The organism is Pseudidiomarina insulisalsae (assembly GCF_003987065.1).
GTDB classification, from domain to species: Bacteria; Pseudomonadota; Gammaproteobacteria; order Enterobacterales; family Alteromonadaceae; genus Pseudidiomarina; species Pseudidiomarina insulisalsae.
Genome location: NZ_PIPY01000002.1, coordinates 81,570 through 99,214 on the forward strand (window position 1 = coordinate 81,570; position 17,645 = coordinate 99,214).

The window sequence follows — 17,645 nt, forward strand, 5'->3', positions numbered from 1 at the left end:
CTATGAGCACTGTTGTTGGCGAGATGGATCACAACGATCATCACCATCATGCGCCGCCGGGTATCACCCGTTGGCTATTTACCACGAACCATAAAGATATCGGTACTTTATACCTATGGTTCTCTTTTATTATGTTCCTGGTGGGCGGTTCAATGGCTATGGTCATTCGTGCCGAGCTATTCCAGCCTGGCTTACAGCTGGTAGAGCCCCACTTCTTTAATCAGATGACCACGGTGCATGGTCTGATCATGGTTTTCGGTGCGGTCATGCCGGCCTTTACCGGCCTGGCCAACTGGATGATTCCAATGATGATCGGTGCGCCGGATATGGCGTTGCCACGCATGAATAACTGGAGCTTCTGGATTCTGCCGTTCGCTTTTGCAATCCTGTTAGCGTCACTGTTTATGGAAGGTGGCGGCCCGGCATTCGGCTGGACCTTCTATGCCCCGCTGTCAACCACTTACAGCAGCGACTCAACGGCGTTGTTCGTGTTCTCAGTGCATATTATGGGTATTTCATCCATTATGGGTGCAATTAATGTCATCGTCACCATTATGAATATGCGGGCGCCGGGCATGACCTATATGAAAATGCCGCTGTTCTGCTGGAGCTGGTTTATTACTGCGTTTCTGCTGATCGCGGTCATGCCGGTACTGGCGGGTGCTGTCACTATGGTATTGACCGACAAGTACTTCGGTACCAGCTTCTTTGATGCCGCAGGGGGCGGCGACCCGGTATTGTTCCAGCATATTTTCTGGTTCTTTGGCCACCCCGAAGTTTACATCATGATTTTGCCGGCATTTGGCGTCGTTTCAGCAATTATTCCAGCCTTTGCGCGTAAACCACTGTTTGGCTATGCCTCAATGGTTTATGCCACCGCTGCGATTGCTGGCTTGTCGTTCCTGGTTTGGGCGCACCATATGTTTACCACTGGTATGCCGGTGTTCGCTGAGCTCTTTTTCATGTACTGCACCATGCTGATCTCGGTGCCCACTGGCGTCAAAGTGTTTAACTGGGTAGCGACCATGTGGCGCGGTTCGATGACCTTTGAAACGCCCATGCTGTTCGCCCTGGCTTTTGTCATTCTGTTCACCATTGGTGGTTTTTCGGGCCTGATGCTGGCAATTACTCCGGTCGACTTTCAGTATCATGACACCTACTTCGTCGTGGCCCACTTCCACTATGTACTGGTCACCGGTGCCATCTTCTCAATTATGGCCGCCGCCTACTATTGGCTGCCGAAGTGGACCGGTCATATGTATGACGAAAAACTCGGTAAACTGCACTTCTGGGCCTCGCTGATTTCGGTCAATGTATTGTTCTTCCCAATGCACTTTGCCGGCCTGGCGGGGATGCCGCGGCGTATTCCGGATTACTCGCTGGCGTTCGCTGATATCAATCAGATCGTCAGTATCGGCGGCTTTGCCTTCGGTCTGTCGCAACTGATCTTCCTCTGGGTTGTTATCAAGTGCATTAAAGGCGGTGAAAAAGCCCCGGCGAAACCATGGGACGGCGCGGACGGCCTGGAATGGGAAGTTCCATCACCGGCGCCGTATCATACCTTCGATACGCCACCTGACGTTTACGATGTCCCACCTGAGGCGAAATGATATGAGTCAGCATCCAACTCAACCCGATAATTCCCGAATCGTCCGTCGGCTTTTGCTGACGGTCGTCGGCATGTTTGCTTTCGGCTTTGCGTTGGTGCCACTGTACAACGTGTTCTGTGATATCACTGGTTTTAACGGCCGCTTTAACGATGGTCAGGCGGCCGCGAATACTAAGGCAGTGGATACCAGCCGCACGGTCAATGTGCAATTTATTACCCGTGTGAATAAAGGGATGCCCTGGGGGTTCGAACCTGAAGTGCGCTCGGTTCGGGTACACCCAGGTGAGACCAAAGTGGTCAACTTTCTTGCCCGTAACCCTACCGGCAAGAATATGGTGGCTCAGGCTATTCCATCGGTTGCTCCAGGGGAGGCTTCCCTCTACTTAAATAAAGTCGAGTGCTTTTGCTTTAACCAGCAACCTCTGGCCGCGGGTAGCGATACCGCTATGCCGATGCAGTTTTATCTTGACCCTGACATTCCCGAACATATTCATACGGTCACCCTGTCATATACGATGTACGACATGACAGAAAAAGCTACACCTGATGCACTGGCTGCCCTCGCGCAGCCGGTGAACTGAGGATTTTTGCAATGGCAGAACAAAAACACGAAAAATATTATGTGCCTGCATCGAGTCCGTGGCCTATTGTCGGTGCCATTGGCTTAGGCCTGATCGCTTTTGGCGCTGGACATACCGTCATCGATATGAAAAACGAAGCCGACGGTTGGGGACTTAACGTCCTGCTGGCCGGTATCGCCGTAATTCTGGTGATGCTGTTTGGCTGGTTCCGTGATCAAATCAACGAGTCAATGTCCGGTTTCTATAGCTCGCAGTTAGGGCACTCCTACCGCCAGGGCATGGCATGGTTTATCTTCTCTGAGGTTATGTTCTTCGCAGCTTTTTTCGGCGCACTCTTTTATGCACGGGTGATCGCCGTTGAGTGGCTGGGCGGAGCGAGTAATAACCTGATGACCAATGAGATTTTATGGCCCGGTTTCGAAGCGATTTGGCCACTAACCGAAACGCCGGGTGGTATTCGATCCGGTGAAATGGGCTGGTATGGTCTGCCGCTGTATAACACCATCATCCTTATCACCTCTTCATTTACCTGCCACTTTGCCCATGTGGGGCTGGAAAAAGGCAACCGGACCCAACTGAAAGTCTGGCTCGGTATTACCATTCTGCTGGGTTGTATTTTCTTGTACCTGCAAGGTGCTGAGTACGTGCATGCCTACCAGGAACTGGGACTGACGCTCGACTCGGGTATTTATGGTAATACCTTCTATATGCTGACCGGCTTCCACGGCTTGCATGTGACCTTAGGTACCATCATGCTTATCGTCATGTTTCTGCGAGTACTCAAAGGTCACTTCACTCCGGACAGTCACTTTGCCTTCCAGGCCACCAGTTGGTACTGGCACTTTGTTGACGTGGTCTGGGTATGTTTGTTTATTTTTGTTTATGTACTTTAAGACCTGATCCAGCTTCCGACCGACTAAGTGCCAAGGCACTTAGTACGGTCGCGGGTTCGGCTCAAGTACACCAGACAGTAATAAGATCACAATAATAGCGATGGCCAGAGCGGAGGCTCCTACCCGGCGGCCTAAGTAACGGGTCATTGGCGGTTTGGTCGGGTCATTGCGTAGCATTGCGATTAGCGCCTGCGCAAGATTGAAGACCATGTAGAACATGAGTAGTACTAAAATGATTTTTGCAGTAATAACCATTCTGTCATCCCTTTTTGGTAGAAGCTGATGCGCATCGGCACCATTTTGATAACTTTACTCACTGTGCTGGCATTTGGCTTTTTGGTCAAGTTAGGATTTTGGCAGCTTGACCGTGCCGCCGAAAAGCAGCGCCTGTTCGATGACTTTGCCAGCGCCCGGCAACAGGCCGATAGCGCCAATTTTACGCCGCTTCCTGTCAATACCGATGGCCTGGAACGTTATCAACCAGTACAGGTCAGCGGCCAGTTTCTGAATGCTTACCTATTGCTCGATAATCAGATATTCCAACGCGAAGTCGGCTATCAGGTCATCGGCTTATTACAGGTAACCGACCGTAAACAGCTGATACCAGTTAACATGGGCTGGGTACCCGTTGGTCCAGACCGTCGCCAGCTACCGCAGCTTGAGGTGCCCGCCGGCACTGTCACGGTGACAGGCTGGTGGTATCCCGCAAATCAACATGCTTTTTCGCTGGCCGATCACATTGTCGAACCCGGTGGCCCACCCTGGCGGGTGCAGCAGTTACGCTTCAAAGAAATTAGTGAAAGCGTAGCGCTTCCCATCGCTACAAGTGTGGTGCTACTCTCAGAAAATGCAAATTATGGCTGGCCGCGACACTGGGAACCACAGGTGATGTCGCCCGAGAAGCATCAGGCTTATGCGCTGCAATGGTTCTCGCTGGCGGTCGTTGGCTTAATTATCGTTCTGCTGGTCCGACGCTCCATAACAAAAACAAAAAAGGAAAGCGCATGACGTCTGTAAAAAAATCCCGCGCCACCTTCATCGGTGTCATTTTAGCTTTCGCGCTGCCGGTGATCGGCGCTAAATTTGTCCTCGATCAGAGCTGGTACCAGGGGGCAGCAACCAATAAGGGCACTATGCTTGTGCCACCGATTGAGCTGGGTGAAACACTGAATCAGCGGTTGCCTGAAGGCTGGAATGTCGCCTTGATTGCAGACAATGAATGTGGCACCCCTTGCGAACAAGCACTGTATGCAATGAACCAACTTGATATCGCACTGGGCAAAGAGACCGACCGGGTCACGCCTCTGGTATTTAGCAAAGAACCTCTTGCTTTTAATCTCGACAATACCCCAATGGTTCAAGCTGTCTACGACAGCGCCATTATTGCCAGGCTGAGTGACTTACCGCCGCATCAGCTGTTCATTATTGACCCGCTTGGCAATGTAATGCTGCATTATGAAACCTACGCCAACGAAGAACAAATGCGCGCCGAAGCGAAAGACCTGTTAGCCGATTTACGCACCTTGTTGAAGCTCTCGCGAGTAGGATAAATACCATGCGTCTATTAGTGAATCTTAGTATTGTTCTCGCTCTTATTGTGATTGTACTGGGTGCTTATACCCGCCTTACCGATGCCGGCTTAGGCTGTCCTGACTGGCCCGGCTGTTACGGCCACTTAACGGTGCCAACTGACGTCGATAAGGTTGCTGCTGCCCAGCAGTTATTTCCAGACGCTCCTCTTGAGCACCACAAAGCCTGGAATGAAATGATTCATCGCTATGCCGCAGGCTTGTTGGGTCTGGCGATTTTTGTTATCGCCGTGCTGGCCCTGGTGCGCCAGCGTAAATATCCGGAAACACCACTGAAACTACCGCTATTCTTGTTGCTATTGGTGATATTCCAGGCGGCATTGGGTATGTGGACTGTAACGCTTAACCTTCAGCCGTTGATTGTTATGGGCCATTTATTAGGCGGCTTCACCACCTTGTCGCTGCTCTATCTGTTACGTCTGCGACTGAAGCGTATTCATTTACCTATGGGCGATCCGAAAGCCCGCCAACTTGCCAACCTGGCCATGTTTGCCTTGCTGGTGGTTGTACTGCAGATAGCCTTAGGTGGTTGGGTGGCCGCAAATTATGCAGCGCTGGCCTGCACTGAGCTGCCCATCTGTGAAGGTAACTGGAGCGCGAATCTTGATATTGCCGGTGCTTTCTCGGTACCAGAGGCGGTCACCTACCAGTATGGAGCGCACGATTACCCCGAGCGCATGACCATGCATGTTGCGCACCGCTTTGGCGCGCTGGTCACCACATTAGTCGTCGGCTTGTTATTGTGGCGCGGCTACGTGAAAGCACACTCCACCGTGATTCGCACCAGCCTGAACTGGGTCGCCCTGGCGCTGATACTGCAACTAGCGCTCGGTATCAGCAACGTGGTGCTAATGCTGCCACTTGCCGTAGCTGTGTCGCATAATTTAATGGGTGCATTGCTGCTGTTAAGTCTGGTAGGGTTAAACTATAAAATCGCACGCCACGCTTAAAACAACAATAACTGCGTGTGAGAGGAAGTAAGTTGTATGACAGAGATGACCTATAAAGCGCACGCACATTGGCGTGACTACCTTGAATTGACGAAACCGCGGGTCGTATTACTACTATTACTGACCGCGCTGGTCGGCATGTGTCTGGCAAGTCCAACCTGGGTCGGCTGGGACGTGTTCATTCCCGCTATGGCAGGCATCGGACTAATGTCTGGCTCCGCGGCAGCGGTGAACCATCTGGTCGATCGTCACATTGACGCGCGCATGGCCCGCACCCTGCGCCGACCGCTGCCATCGGGCAGCCTTTCACCACGTCATGTGCTTGGCTTTGCTGCAGTAATCGGTACGCTCGGCTTTATTGTGTTAGCCCTGTGGGTGAACATGCTAACCGCCTGGCTGACGCTGACCTCGCTGGTTGGTTATGCCATTGTCTATACCATGTATCTGAAGCGCGCCACACCGCAGAATATCGTTATCGGCGGACTTGCCGGAGCGGCACCTCCTCTGCTGGGCTGGACGGCGGTTACCAACGAAATTCACCCCCACGCCATCTTACTGGTGATGATTGTCTTCACCTGGACGCCGCCGCACTTCTGGGCATTAGCCGTACATCGCGCCAAAGACTACGCCAAAGCTGAGATTCCGATGCTGCCGGTGACCCATGGCATTGAATTTACGAAAACCTGTATTTTCCTGTACACCATTTTGCTGGCAATGATTTGTCTGCTGCCGTACATCGTGGGCATGTCCGGACTCATTTATTTAGTCGGCTCAAGCATTCTGAGTCTCTGGTTCCTGGGCTATGCCTGGAAGCTGAAGTTTGCCCCTGAAAAGCATACTGCTTATCGCATGTTTGGCTTTTCTATCTGGCAATTGATGGCGCTATTTGTGCTATTGTTAGTAGACCATTACGTGGCTACACCCGCTATTTAAACGGCCAAGGGAGTACAAAATGCAGAAATTATTAATATCAGTGGTTGCAATTATTGCCTTGGTTGCCGGTGTGGTTATTTTTAATAGCTTGCCCAAGCCACAGCCGCAGGCGCTGGTGTATGATCCGCCGCGTGAACTGAATCCTTTCATTCTTGAGGGGCACACCGGGGCGCAACTGACCAATGCAGACCTGACCGGTCAGTGGACTTTTCTGTTTACCGGCTATACTTCCTGCCCGGATATTTGCCCGACCACTATGGCCGATCTACGTAAGGCTCTGCCGCAGTTAGCATCACTGGCAGAACGTCCGGTACGGGTGTGGATGATTAGCGTCGACCCGAAACGCGATACCATCAAAAAGCTAGCAGACTACAACACCTACTTTGGTAGCGAGTTCATGGGCGTACGCGCCGACCATCAGCAGCTCTACCCATTCGTCAACGGCCTTGGGCTGATGTACTCCATTCCCGCGGCCGATGAGACCGACTATCTGGTCAATCACAGCTCAGCTATTGTGCTGGTCAATCCCGACGGCGAGCGCCACGCTATTTTCAAGGCGAGCCACCAACCGGGTGAGTTGCCCACGGTCGACATGGATCAAATGATCCGCGACTTCCAGCTGATCATCCAGCAGTACGACTAAGAACTTAATCCGGCCAACGCCCGACGTCATTTGGGCGTACCAACGGCACTGAATACCAGTAAAAACGTCCCGGTTCACTTTTACTGGGTACCGTACAGTTCACCCGCGAACGTCCTATCGGTAATTGCTCCAGCTGTAACGCAAAGGTCAATTCCTGCCATTTTGGCGCGACCCGCTCACCTTGATAAAAGCAGCCCAGCTGCGTGGCGTCAAAGTCATCGGTATGTTTCAGACGTACCTGAACTGTAATGCCGTCTGCAGCTTCTTCCGCGTCCAGCACCATCGATGCCGGCGCATGACTGAGCACAGGAAGCGGTAAACTTGCCAGCTTGGTCGCCAGGGTCTTCAGATTGGCGTACTGAGCCGATGCCGGGAAGCGCGGAATTTCAGTCAGGGGCGTTTCGGGTCCCCACGGTCCGCTATGTTGACCAAAGGCAATAAAGTCTTGCTCCGCCAACATTTCCGCGAGCTCCGGATTATACTCGCCGTAAGGATAAGCAAAGTGGCGCGGCTGTGCGCTTCCCATGCCATGCATCAGCGCGGCCTGTGCCGCCAGCACATCCTGTTGTTGCCGTGCCAGCCATTCCCCGGTCGACTCATCGGGTGCCTGCCAGGTCATATGCTGATGATGATTCGAGTGGTTGGCTACGGTCGCGCCGTAATTTTCCAGCTCTTTTAACTGCTCCCAGTCCATATACAAACGCGGCGTTTCTGCCATCAACTGCGGGTTAACAAAAATGGTAAACGGGTACTCATAACGCTTGAACACCGCAAGACCATTGTCATAAACATTGCGCCAGCCGTCATCGAAGGTAATGGCTACCAATTTGTCAGGTACTTCGCCACTGGCGATATACTGCTGCGCCTGCTGCAATGACACCACCTGATAATCGTGTTCCTGCAGGTAAGCAAAATGTGCCTCAAGTTCTGCGGCTGTAATCGAGGTGACGCGCGGTGTATCATCACCCACATGATGGTACTGTAAAATTACAACACCGTGTTGCGCCGCTGCGCCTAGCACAGGGAAGCTCATGAGCCAAAGTAAAGCGAACAACCACCAACGCATAGTTCATCTCCGGAAATTCTGGGGCACCTGGCCGGCACATAAAAAGATCTTCGCCATTGCCTTGCCGATGATCATTTCCAATATTGCCGCGCCATTGCTCGGTCTTGTTGATACCGCAATCATAGGGCATCTGCCTGATTCGATCTACCTCAGCGCCGTCGCACTCGGCGCCATGGTGGTCAGTTTCGTCTTTCTGCTGGCAGTGTTTTTACGAATGACCACGACCGGTGAAATTGCCCGCGCCTTTGGCCGTAACAAACGCGATGAACAACGTCAGATTGCCTTGCATGCGCTAAGTTTTGCGGTGGTACTAGGCGTGCTGTTAACCCTCAGCACCCCCTGGCTATTGCAACTGGCCTGGTGGCTGATTTCCCCAAGCGCGGATCTGCAACACTATGCCGCCAGTTATATTGGCATCCGCATGTGGGCAGCGCCCGCAGCGTTGGTGAATCTGGTGGTACTGGGCATTCTGCTGGGGCGCCAGGAAAGTCGCAAGGCCATGTTACTGGTTATTTTCACTAATGCGGTCAATGTTATTGCCGACCTGATCCTTATCGTTGGCCTCGACTTCAACGTTCGCGGCGCTGCCTGGGCCTCTGCTACTGCCGAGGTCAGCACTGCGCTGTTAGGCCTGTTTATGTTGCGCAAGGTGCTGATGCTACGCCATCACTGGCAATTACAGCGTCACTACTTTGCGCGCTTTTTGGGTATGAATCGCGATGTGTTTATCCGCTCGCTGGTATTGCAGCTATGCATGGCGACAATGACAGGCTACGCCGCGCGCTTTGGCGATTTATACGTTGCGGTCAATGCGGTGTTAATGCAGTTCCTTATGCTGATTTCACTGGGGCTTGATGGCATCGCCTATGCCGTAGAAGCACTTGCAGGCGCGGCGGTAGGACGCCAGCGCCGGGCGGAAGTGCGCTACTGGCTGCGTCTGACGCTGTTATGGTCGGGATTCTTTGCCGTCATCTACAGTCTGGTGTTCTGGCTGGCGGGCGCCGGCATTATACGGCTGCTGACCGACTTGCCGGATGTCATCCAAACCGCAAGTGTTTATCTGCCATGGGTTTACTTTCTACCGTTATTCGGTCACTGGAGCTATTACTTTGACGGTGTCTACATTGCGCTGGGTTGGGCGCGCGCCATGCGCGACACTATGGTGATCAGTGCGGTACTGGTGTTTTTGCCGGGCTGGTATCTGGGCCAGACCTTGCTTAGTAAAGAAAATGCCAACCACGGATTGTGGCTGGCATTGAGTGCGTTCTTACTCGCCCGGGGCGTTAGCCAATGGGTCTATTTATTGCGCCGGCGGCGCCAGATCGTCGAGTAAGATAAGTTGCGGTGGCAAACCACCACCTGTCGCATCGACTGCTGCGGCGGTATAAATACCACCCCCCTCAAGCGTTAGCGGAATCGGGCCGATTGCCGCAGTTTTGGTGCCCGTGGCCGTGACCGTCACGACATAATCGCCCGGTAGCAATGAAACATAACCGGTCGACACCAACGCAGAGGCATTAAAGGGGACATCGCTAAAGGCCGGATCCGCGTTGCTAATGTTATCGCTCGCGGTAACGTAGATATCGACGTTACCGGCACTGGGTGAAGCATGCACCAGTTGCAATTGCGCTTCGGTCGTAATTCGGCGTTGCATATCGCTGACCGCCGCCAACGTCAGCGAACTGTCGCCCAAGGCGCCCACCGCATAGATGCTGAGCATGTCGCTGGTTGCAAGCGCCAAAGGCACGTCGTCAAGTACCACGGGCGAGCCTCCTGCAGCAGCTACATCAACCAGATAGTCCCCCGCCGGCAGATTAACAAAGCCAGTAGCTTCTAAAAATGCCAAATCGGCAATGGCCGGTGACGCAGCATTATTCAGAGTGACATCAACCGCTGGCGCGTCGGCGCTGGCATGCACGACCCGAATATCGGCGCCGGCGTTCACGTCAGGCACGATTACCGCGCCTTCACCATTGGCCACCTGTAGCATGACCGGTGAGCTGCCAGTCATGGTATTGGTGATCGCAGCAACGACCAGGTCGGCACCATCAACCAGATTCAGGGTACCGCTATCGTACACCACCGTCGCTGGTTCGCCGGCTACGGTAATACGTACCTGATAATCACCTGCAGGGACTTCAACCTGCCCGGAATTATCAGTAAAGGCCAGCGTGGTGACCGCAGTCTCGGCCGTTAAATCGGCGCCGGGAGCGGTCACAAAGACATCCACCAAAGGTGCGTCAGGCGCCGCATGCACGACTTCAACGCGCGCATTGCCATCAGTGACCTCGGTGGTCTGATTGGCAAAAATTAGCGGCGCAATGGAACCGTCACTCACTTTACCGACGGCAAAAATCTCATAGCGTAAGTTATCGCCCAGGTTTTCATCGCTGGGACCGATAACGGTTGCGGTTGAACCATCTGGCAATATGCCGTCGACCTGAATGCTATAGGAGCCCTCGTCGAGCTCAAGTACCGCGGACGAAGCGCCAAAGGGTACGCCCTCAAGTGCTGCATTGCCGTCTACTAAAACATTAACGTCAGGCGCGTCGGCCACGCTATGGTGAACGCGCAGGTAAGTGGAGGCAGGCGGAGGGGGTGGTGGCGTGACAATTGGATCAGGGTTGTCGTTGTCACTGCCACAGGCTGCTAGCATTAGCACCGCCAGCGCGGGTATACTGAGTTTTCTGATCCCGTTCATAAGAAGTTCCTCGTTGTGTTATTGGCAAATTACACATACGGAACCAAAAAGTGTTCGGGATCACTTTTTCACCACTTGTTAATAATACGAGTGCTCACCGGGTTGGTGCTCGGTGACATCTTTCACGCCTTTAAGCTCACCGGGGAAGCGTTGCAGAAGTTCTTTCTCGATGCCTTCTTTTAGCGTGACATCGACCATGCTACAACCGTTACAACCGCCGCCAAACTGTAAAATGGCATAACCATCTTCAGTGATCTGGTTAATCGCGACCCGACCGCCGTGGTTGGCCAGTTGTGGATTGATCTCAGCCTGGATGACATACTCGACACGCTCAATCAGTGGTGCATCGTCATCCACTTTACGGGCTTTCGCATTCGGTGCTTTCAGGGTCAGTTGCGAGCCAAGTTCCTGCTCTTCAAAGTCAATCACTGCATCTTGTAAAAATGGCGCACTGCCCGAGTCGACCACGGCATCAAAACCGGAAAACGGCAGCAGCTCATCGTCAGGCTCAACCGAATCGGGTGGACAATAGGAAACACCGCACTCTGCTGACGGCGTGCCCGGGTTCACCACGAACACCCGGATATTGGTGTTATCCGGCTGATCGGCAAGCAATTTGCGAAAATGCGCCTGGGCGCTTTCAGTAATACGAATCATGGGCTTACCACCTCACTGCTATACTTGAGTAATTTAGTAGGGTATATCTTATCGCAAAAATCGGTCATTGCATAGTAACCAGCTTGGGCCAGGCCCGCTATTTTGCTAGCTTGTACCGATGTCTCATTTACTCAGGAAGGTATTATGCGCTTGCTTAAGTTATTCGCGGCGGCTCTACTGCTGGTAACATTCAGTGCCCACAGTGCTTCGCTGCAAGATTATTTACCCGATGACGTGACTTACGACCCAAGTATCCCAACGCCGAAGGAAGTGTTGGGCTATGAAGTGGGTGAATGGCACGTACGCCATGACCAACTGGTCCGTTATATGGAAATACTGGCCGAAAAAAGTGACCGTTTTGAACTGGAAGTCACTGGCCGCACCCATCAGGCGCGTCCATTGCTGCTGGTGACGATCACCACGCCAGAGAATCACAAAAACATTGAAGCATTGCGCGATGCGCATCTCGCTATTGCCGATCCGGCCCGCAAAGGCGATCCGGAAACCGCGCCGCTGGTACTCTACATGGGTTACAGTATTCACGGTGACGAGCCAAGCGGCAGCAACGCCGCACTGCTCTACGCCTATTACCTTGCCGCAGCACAGGGCGAAAAAATTGAGGCCGTGCTACGCGACTCCATTATTCTGTTAGACCCAAGCTTAAACCCGGACGGTCTGGCGCGTTTCGCGCACTGGGCGAATCAGCACCGCAGTGAAAACCTGGTGGCCGATCCGCAGCACCGTGAACATGTGCAGGGTACGCCACGCGGACGGGTGAATCATTACTGGTTTGACTTAAACCGCGACTGGTTATTGTTGCAGCACCCGGAATCGCGCGCCCGTATCGCGAACTTCCAGAAGTGGAAGCCAAATGTGCTGACCGATTTCCACGAAATGGGTACCAACAGCACCTTCTTCTTCCAACCAGGTATTCCTACGCGTCGTAATCCTTATACCCCGGATGAAAACGTGACACTTACCGGAAAGCTGGCTGACGATCACGCCGCAGCTCTGGACGAGCAAGGTCACTTGTACTTTACCGAGGAAGCGTTTGACGATTTCTATGTAGGTAAAGGCTCGACCTATCCAGACGTACAAGGCGCAATTGGTATTTTGTTTGAGCAAGCCTCAAGCCGTGGTCATGCGCAGGATTCCATTAACGGCGTGGTGAAATTTCCGTTCACCATTCAAAACCAGCTCACCACCTCCTTAACAACCATGTATGGGGCACACGCCAGCAAAGCAGCGTTTCTCGATTATCAGCAGCGCTTCTTTGATGAGGCGCTGGAGCTGGCTGATGACGCTGACTTCAATGGTTACCTGATCGGCGAAAACAACGATCCGGCACGCTTGGCCGGGTTACTGGAAATCCTCGATCAGCACGATATTCAGGTGTACCCAATCACTTCTAAGGTGACCGAAAACGGCGTAACTTACACTCCGGGCAGTAGCTATTACGTGCCACTGGAGCAGCCTCAGTACCGCCTGATTCGTGCCATTTTCAGCACTCAGCAGAATTTCCGCGACAATACTTTCTATGACGTCTCAGGTTGGACCTTACCGCTGGCCTTTAACGTTAATTTTGCCAGCACCGACGCCCGCGTACGTCACAGCGACCAGCGCTGGCAGGATCCGGAAACTACGTCTGTCGCACTGGCTGCTAACGCTTATGCCTACGGCTTTGACTGGCACAGTTATTTTGCCCCTCGTGCGCTGCAAGAGCTATTGGCTGCCGGCGTGTATGTCCGCCAGGCGGACGAGAGTTTCACTGCGAAAGTCAGCGATGGTACCCATGCCTTTGCCCAGGGCGCTGTGGTCGTGACGCGTGCCAATCAGCAAAAGAGTTGGCAAGAAGTGCAAGAGCTAGTGCTTGAAGTCGCAACTCGAAACAATATAGCGATCCACAGTATCACTTCAGGTCTGACACCCGAAGGTATCGACTTAGGTAGCCGTAACCTGCGTCCGGTTGAACCGGTGAAGGTCATGATGCTGGTGGGTGATGGCGCTAACATGTACGAAAATGGCGAAGCCTGGTATTACCTCGATCGCCACGTCAGCATTCCGCTTTCGATGATCGATACGGACCGTTTTAACCGCATCGATTTACAGCGCTACACCCATATTATTATGGTGGATGGCAGCTATCGTACCCTTAACGACCGCAGTGTCAGTCGCCTACGCGACTGGGTACGTGACGGCGGTACCGTGATTGGCCAGCAAGGTGGTGCAAAATGGCTGGCAGAAAATGAACTGCTGGCAGCAAGCTTTGTTGACGACAGCGTTTTCGACGAGAAATTCGACAGCAGCGAGTTAAGCTACGCTGACCGCGATAGCTATTATGGCAAGCGTCGTGTTGCCGGTGCGATTTTTGGTACTGAGCTCGACTTGAGTCATCCACTAACGTTTGGCTTCCCACGTAGCAAACTGCCGATCTTTAAAGATAGCCTGAATGCTATGGAAGTACCCGAATCACCGTTCATTACCGTGGCGCGTTACCTTGAGGAGCCGCTGTTAAGTGGTTACGCGGCGAAAGAAAACCGCGAAGTGATCAGTGAGAAAGCAGCGATTGTCGCCCATCGTTATGGTGGTGGCCGGGTCATTGGTTTTGCTGACGACGTTAACTTCCGCGCCTTTTTCTGGGGTACCGCGAAGCTGTTAAGCAACGCTATTTTCACCTCGCCGGCGATTGACGCTTATCCACAGCGTGATGAAGATGAAGCGGCGGCAGCTGCCGAAGCGGCAGAAGCAGCCCACTAACTATCTCCAGCATGAAGCGGTTCGGTGTAGCATAATGTCCAAGCATCGACCGCCTTCGCACCTCGCCGCTGCAATGCCGCAGCGGCGGCGGTGACTGAAGCCCCGCTGGTCAACACATCGTCGACCACCGCAACGGTTAGCCCTCCTACACTGCGCGTGCAGTGCATTGCGTTCTCCATGCTTTGCCAACGTTGTCGACGACTTAATTTATGTTGTCGCTGTTCATCGGTCAGGCGCCGTAACAGGCCCGGTGCATAAGGTCGTTGCAGCTGTTCAGCCACGGCTTTGGCAAGTAAACTGGCCTGATTGTAACCCCGTTGTCGCCAGCGCTTTGCCGTCATTGGCATCGCCACAACACAATCGGGCAGTGCCACCCCATAGCTCTGATAACAAGCCATGACTTGCGCGCTTAACAATGGCGCCAACCAACGTACCAGCTCCGGACTTCGCTGAAACTTAAGACAGGTGACAAGCTGCCTGCTATCCCGTTGCCAGGCAAGCGCCGCGAACCAATAGCGGCCATGGCGTTGAGCCTGAATACTACCGCGCCAGTGCAGGCAGCGCGGCGGTAGACGCGGTAGATCGGCAAAGCAGGCCCGGCAAAAACCGCTCGCCTCCGTGGCCTTAAGTGGCAACAGACAGAGCCAGCAGCAGCCGCCCGGCAACTTGGCAAACATCTGCTCCAGCGGTACCATAGCTCCTCCTTGAGTCGTAATGAGACAGGTAAATGGTAGCTAAGGTTTGGTCGCAGGTCAGTGGTAGCGGAACGGATATTGTTGTACTCCATGGCTGGGGGTTGAATGCCAATATCTGGACCCCGGTGCTACCAGCACTGGAGGCGGTGGGCCGGGTGACCCGCATCGATTTACCCGGTTATGGCGAGTCCCCCTGGCCGCAAGAACTGCCACTTAACTTTGCGAATTTGTGCGATTTGACGCTGCAGGCCTTACCAGAGCGATGTCATCTGGTCGGCTGGTCGCTCGGCGGGCTGGTCGCCACCCAACTGGCGCTGCAGGCGCCGCAACGCTTTCATAGCCTGACCACGGTGGCGTCCTCACCTTATTTCCCCGCAGCTGCGCCTGACTGGCCCGGTATTGAACCGGCTATTCTGACGCAATTTGGCAAGCAACTAAGTAAGGACTTCCGGCGTACCGTGGAGCGTTTTCTGGCGCTACAGTCGTTGGGCAGCCCCCATGCAAAGCAAGACGTCAAAATGATTAAAGAATGGCTGTTCAGCAAGCCAATGGCCGAAGTGAGCGTGCTGGATGCTGGTCTTGATATGCTGGCGAGTGTCGATTTACGCGCCGAATTAGCGCGTCTGAGCATGCCATTTTTACGCATTTACGGGCGCCTTGACGCCCTGGTACCGAGCAAAGTCGTGCCCCGGGTCGATGCACTCACGCCGCAAAGCGAGAGCTATATTGCGCCGCAATGTAGTCACGCGCCTTTTATCAGTGATCCTGAGGCATTTATGCAGGCCCTGGCCAACTTTATTAGACGGGTTGATTAGCGCTGGCAGCGCTTGCAATAGACGGTACTGCGCTGACCTAAACGGATCTCACTTAGCTCGGTTTTACAAACCATGCACTGCTTACCGCCACGACCATACACGTTCAAATGCTGTTTAAAGTAGCCAGGTTGTCCGTCAGCCTGAGTAAAGTCCTGCAAGGTGGTGCCGCCCTGCGCAATCGCTTCGGTCAGCGTCTCTTTGATAATCGGTACCAAGCGCTGATAGCGCGCCAGACTTACGTTACCCGCCGCGCGTTTGGGATGAATGCCCGCTTTAAATAGCGCTTCGTTTGCGTAAATGTTACCCACTCCGACGACCACATGGTTGTCCATAATGAAGGTCTTAACGGCCTGTTGCTTGTTACGTGAACGTTCATATAAATAAGCGGCAGTAAAAGCGTCAGTCAGGGGCTCAGGACCCAGTTCAGCCAGCAACGGGTGCGCATCGCCAGGGTGATTCGGGCTATACAGAACGCAGCCAAAGCGACGCGGGTCGTTAAAACGTAAACACTGGCCATTGCTCAGTTGCAGGTCGACATGATCGTGTTTGACCACCAGACTGTCGCTGGGCACAATGCGCAGCTTGCCTGACATACCCAGATGGAGGATTAAGTAGCCCTTATCGGTATGTAAAATCAGATATTTCGCCCGTCGTTCCACTTTAGCGATACGCGCCCCGGCAAGACTTTCAACCGACGCGGGCACCGGCCAGCGCAAGCGCCGATCACGCACCACGACGCGCGCAATTTGCTCACCTTCAAGGTGGGGCGCAATGCCCATGCGGCTGACTTCAACCTCGGGTAATTCTGGCATTTGAATTCTCTTGTATTTAAGCTAAGTGTTCATTATATTCGCCGAAAAATTCGGAGCCCTGCTATACCATGAGATCTGAGCCGCATACCGACGCAGCATTGCATGTTGACGACTTCGCCACAGAAGCGATCGATCTCGAGCTGTTGGCCACTCAGGGTTATGTCATTGTACCGAACTTTCTCGCCCGCGCTCAATGTCAGCAGCTGTACGACTATGCTTTAGGCTTGCCGTCACAGGCGTGGTACCAGGCAGGCATTGGCCGTGCCGACAAATTTACCACCAATACCGCAGTGCGCCAGGACAAAATTCGTTGGTTACAGGCTGAACAGCCCTACGAAAATGCCTATCTGAAAATGATGGATCGGCTGCGGCTGGAGATAAACCGTAGCTTGTTTATGGGTCTGTTCGATTACGAATGTCACCTTGCCCACTACCCGCCGGGTGCTTTTTATCGCAAGCATCTGGACGCCTTTAAAGGACGTAGCAACCGTATTCTGACCACGGTATTTTACCTGAATCCGCAATGGCAGGAAGCCGATGGCGGACAGCTGGTTATTTATGGCGAGCGCGGTGAAGTGCTGGAGACGGTACTACCTGAAGCAGGTAAGCTGGTGGTTTTTCTCAGTGACGTTTTTGTGCACGAGGTGCTTGCCGGCTTACGCGATCGTTACAGCATTACCGGCTGGTACCGGCTCAACGCCAGTATTGGCGGGCTGGTGGATCCCACCCATTAAAAAACCCGGCCGGAGCCGGGTTTTTGCGTTCTGCTTTAGGAGGCAAAAATTACTTAATTTTCGCTTCTTTAAACATGACATGCTTACGAACAACTGGATCGTACTTTTTGATTTCCATTTTTTCTGGCATGTTACGCTTGTTTTTGTCGGTAGTGTAGAAGAAACCAGTACCGGCAGAAGAAACTAGACGAATCTTATCACGCATGGTTC

19 protein-coding genes are annotated in these 17,645 nt (G+C 53.3%); 12 read left to right on the forward strand and 7 right to left on the reverse strand.

The window, feature by feature from the left end; translation table 11 throughout:
- Positions 1-2 precede the first annotated feature (2 nt).
- Genes ctaD through CWI71_RS01945 form a run of 3 tightly spaced genes read left to right on the forward strand, consistent with a single transcriptional unit; the run spans position 3 to position 3,083 of the window.
- A complete protein-coding gene (ctaD, locus tag CWI71_RS01935; protein ID WP_126753577.1) occupies positions 3-1,610 on the forward strand; it encodes a cytochrome c oxidase subunit I in 1,608 nt (535 codons plus the stop codon).
- 1 nt (position 1,611) lies between these two features.
- Positions 1,612-2,190, forward strand: coding sequence for a cytochrome c oxidase assembly protein (locus tag CWI71_RS01940; protein ID WP_126753578.1), 579 nt, complete (start codon positions 1,612-1,614; stop codon positions 2,188-2,190).
- Between the two features lie 11 nt (positions 2,191-2,201).
- Positions 2,202-3,083 carry a cytochrome c oxidase subunit 3 gene (locus tag CWI71_RS01945; RefSeq protein WP_126753579.1) on the forward strand — a complete coding sequence of 294 codons (882 nt, stop codon included), beginning with the start codon at positions 2,202-2,204 and terminating at the stop codon, positions 3,081-3,083.
- A 39-nt stretch (positions 3,084-3,122) separates the two neighbouring features.
- Here CWI71_RS01945 and CWI71_RS01950 read toward each other — a convergent pair whose 3' ends face one another.
- Positions 3,123-3,338, reverse strand: coding sequence for a DUF2909 domain-containing protein (locus CWI71_RS01950; protein ID WP_126753580.1), 216 nt, complete (start codon positions 3,336-3,338; stop codon positions 3,123-3,125).
- Between the two features lie 27 nt (positions 3,339-3,365).
- On the opposite strand from CWI71_RS01950, the gene CWI71_RS01955 reads away from it, so the two are divergent.
- Genes CWI71_RS01955 through CWI71_RS01975 form a run of 5 tightly spaced genes read left to right on the forward strand, consistent with a single transcriptional unit; the run spans position 3,366 to position 7,198 of the window.
- Positions 3,366-4,091, forward strand: a complete 726-nt coding sequence (locus CWI71_RS01955; RefSeq protein ID WP_126753581.1) for an SURF1 family protein — start codon at positions 3,366-3,368, stop codon at positions 4,089-4,091.
- Entirely contained in the window at positions 4,088-4,633 is a 546-nt protein-coding gene (locus CWI71_RS01960; protein ID WP_126753582.1) for a hypothetical protein, read from the forward strand. The genes CWI71_RS01955 and CWI71_RS01960 overlap by 4 nt, the downstream gene beginning before the upstream one ends.
- Before the next feature lie 5 nt (positions 4,634-4,638).
- Complete coding sequence (locus CWI71_RS01965; RefSeq protein WP_126753583.1) at positions 4,639-5,622, forward strand: COX15/CtaA family protein; 984 nt, start codon at positions 4,639-4,641, stop codon at positions 5,620-5,622.
- Between the two features lie 36 nt (positions 5,623-5,658).
- A complete protein-coding gene (gene cyoE / locus CWI71_RS01970) occupies positions 5,659-6,555 on the forward strand; it encodes a heme o synthase (protein ID WP_126753584.1) in 897 nt (298 codons plus the stop codon).
- Between the two features lie 19 nt (positions 6,556-6,574).
- Positions 6,575-7,198: an SCO family protein gene (locus CWI71_RS01975; RefSeq protein WP_126753585.1), complete on the forward strand. Its 624-nt coding sequence runs from the start codon at positions 6,575-6,577 to the stop codon at positions 7,196-7,198.
- 4 nt (positions 7,199-7,202) lie between these two features.
- Here the strand turns inward: CWI71_RS01975 and CWI71_RS01980 are convergent, their stop codons facing one another.
- Positions 7,203-8,264, reverse strand: coding sequence for a polysaccharide deacetylase family protein (locus CWI71_RS01980; protein WP_126753586.1), 1,062 nt, complete (start codon positions 8,262-8,264; stop codon positions 7,203-7,205).
- Here CWI71_RS01980 and CWI71_RS01985 point away from each other — a divergent pair.
- A complete protein-coding gene (locus tag CWI71_RS01985) occupies positions 8,230-9,597 on the forward strand; it encodes an MATE family efflux transporter (RefSeq protein WP_126753587.1) in 1,368 nt (455 codons plus the stop codon). The genes CWI71_RS01980 and CWI71_RS01985 overlap by 35 nt on opposite strands.
- Here CWI71_RS01985 and CWI71_RS01990 read toward each other — a convergent pair.
- Positions 9,565-10,965, reverse strand: a complete 1,401-nt coding sequence (locus CWI71_RS01990; RefSeq protein WP_126753588.1) for a DUF4397 domain-containing protein — start codon at positions 10,963-10,965, stop codon at positions 9,565-9,567. The genes CWI71_RS01985 and CWI71_RS01990 overlap by 33 nt on opposite strands.
- Positions 10,966-11,043: 78 nt before the next feature.
- Positions 11,044-11,622, reverse strand: a complete 579-nt coding sequence (gene nfuA, locus CWI71_RS01995; RefSeq protein WP_126753589.1) for a Fe-S biogenesis protein NfuA — start codon at positions 11,620-11,622, stop codon at positions 11,044-11,046.
- Positions 11,623-11,766: 144 nt separating this feature from the next.
- Here nfuA and CWI71_RS02000 point away from each other — a divergent pair, with 144 nt between their 5' ends.
- The gene (locus CWI71_RS02000; protein WP_126753590.1) at positions 11,767-14,379 is read left to right on the forward strand and encodes a M14 family zinc carboxypeptidase; all 2,613 of its coding nucleotides are present in this window, start codon (positions 11,767-11,769) and stop codon (positions 14,377-14,379) included.
- On the opposite strand, the gene CWI71_RS02005 is transcribed toward CWI71_RS02000, so the two are convergent.
- Entirely contained in the window at positions 14,376-15,074 is a 699-nt protein-coding gene (locus CWI71_RS02005; protein WP_126753591.1) for a ComF family protein, read from the reverse strand. The two genes, CWI71_RS02000 and CWI71_RS02005, sit on opposite strands and share 4 nt — an antisense overlap.
- A gap of 32 nt (positions 15,075-15,106) precedes the next feature.
- Between CWI71_RS02005 and bioH the strand changes: the two genes are divergently transcribed.
- Positions 15,107-15,889 carry a pimeloyl-ACP methyl ester esterase BioH gene (gene bioH, locus CWI71_RS02010; RefSeq protein ID WP_126753592.1) on the forward strand — a complete coding sequence of 261 codons (783 nt, stop codon included), beginning with the start codon at positions 15,107-15,109 and terminating at the stop codon, positions 15,887-15,889.
- Here bioH and mutM read toward each other — a convergent pair.
- Positions 15,886-16,701 carry a bifunctional DNA-formamidopyrimidine glycosylase/DNA-(apurinic or apyrimidinic site) lyase gene (mutM, locus tag CWI71_RS02015; protein WP_126753593.1) on the reverse strand — a complete coding sequence of 272 codons (816 nt, stop codon included), beginning with the start codon at positions 16,699-16,701 and terminating at the stop codon, positions 15,886-15,888. The genes bioH and mutM overlap by 4 nt on opposite strands.
- A 68-nt stretch (positions 16,702-16,769) precedes the next feature.
- Here mutM and CWI71_RS02020 point away from each other — a divergent pair, with 68 nt between their 5' ends.
- Positions 16,770-17,435 (forward strand): 2OG-Fe(II) oxygenase, encoded by a 666-nt coding sequence (locus tag CWI71_RS02020; RefSeq protein WP_126753594.1) that lies wholly within the window; start codon positions 16,770-16,772, stop codon positions 17,433-17,435.
- Between the two features lie 49 nt (positions 17,436-17,484).
- Here the strand turns inward: CWI71_RS02020 and rpmG are convergent, their stop codons facing one another.
- Entirely contained in the window at positions 17,485-17,640 is a 156-nt protein-coding gene (gene rpmG, locus CWI71_RS02025; protein ID WP_126753595.1) for a 50S ribosomal protein L33, read from the reverse strand.
- Between the last annotated feature and the right edge of the window lie 5 nt (positions 17,641-17,645).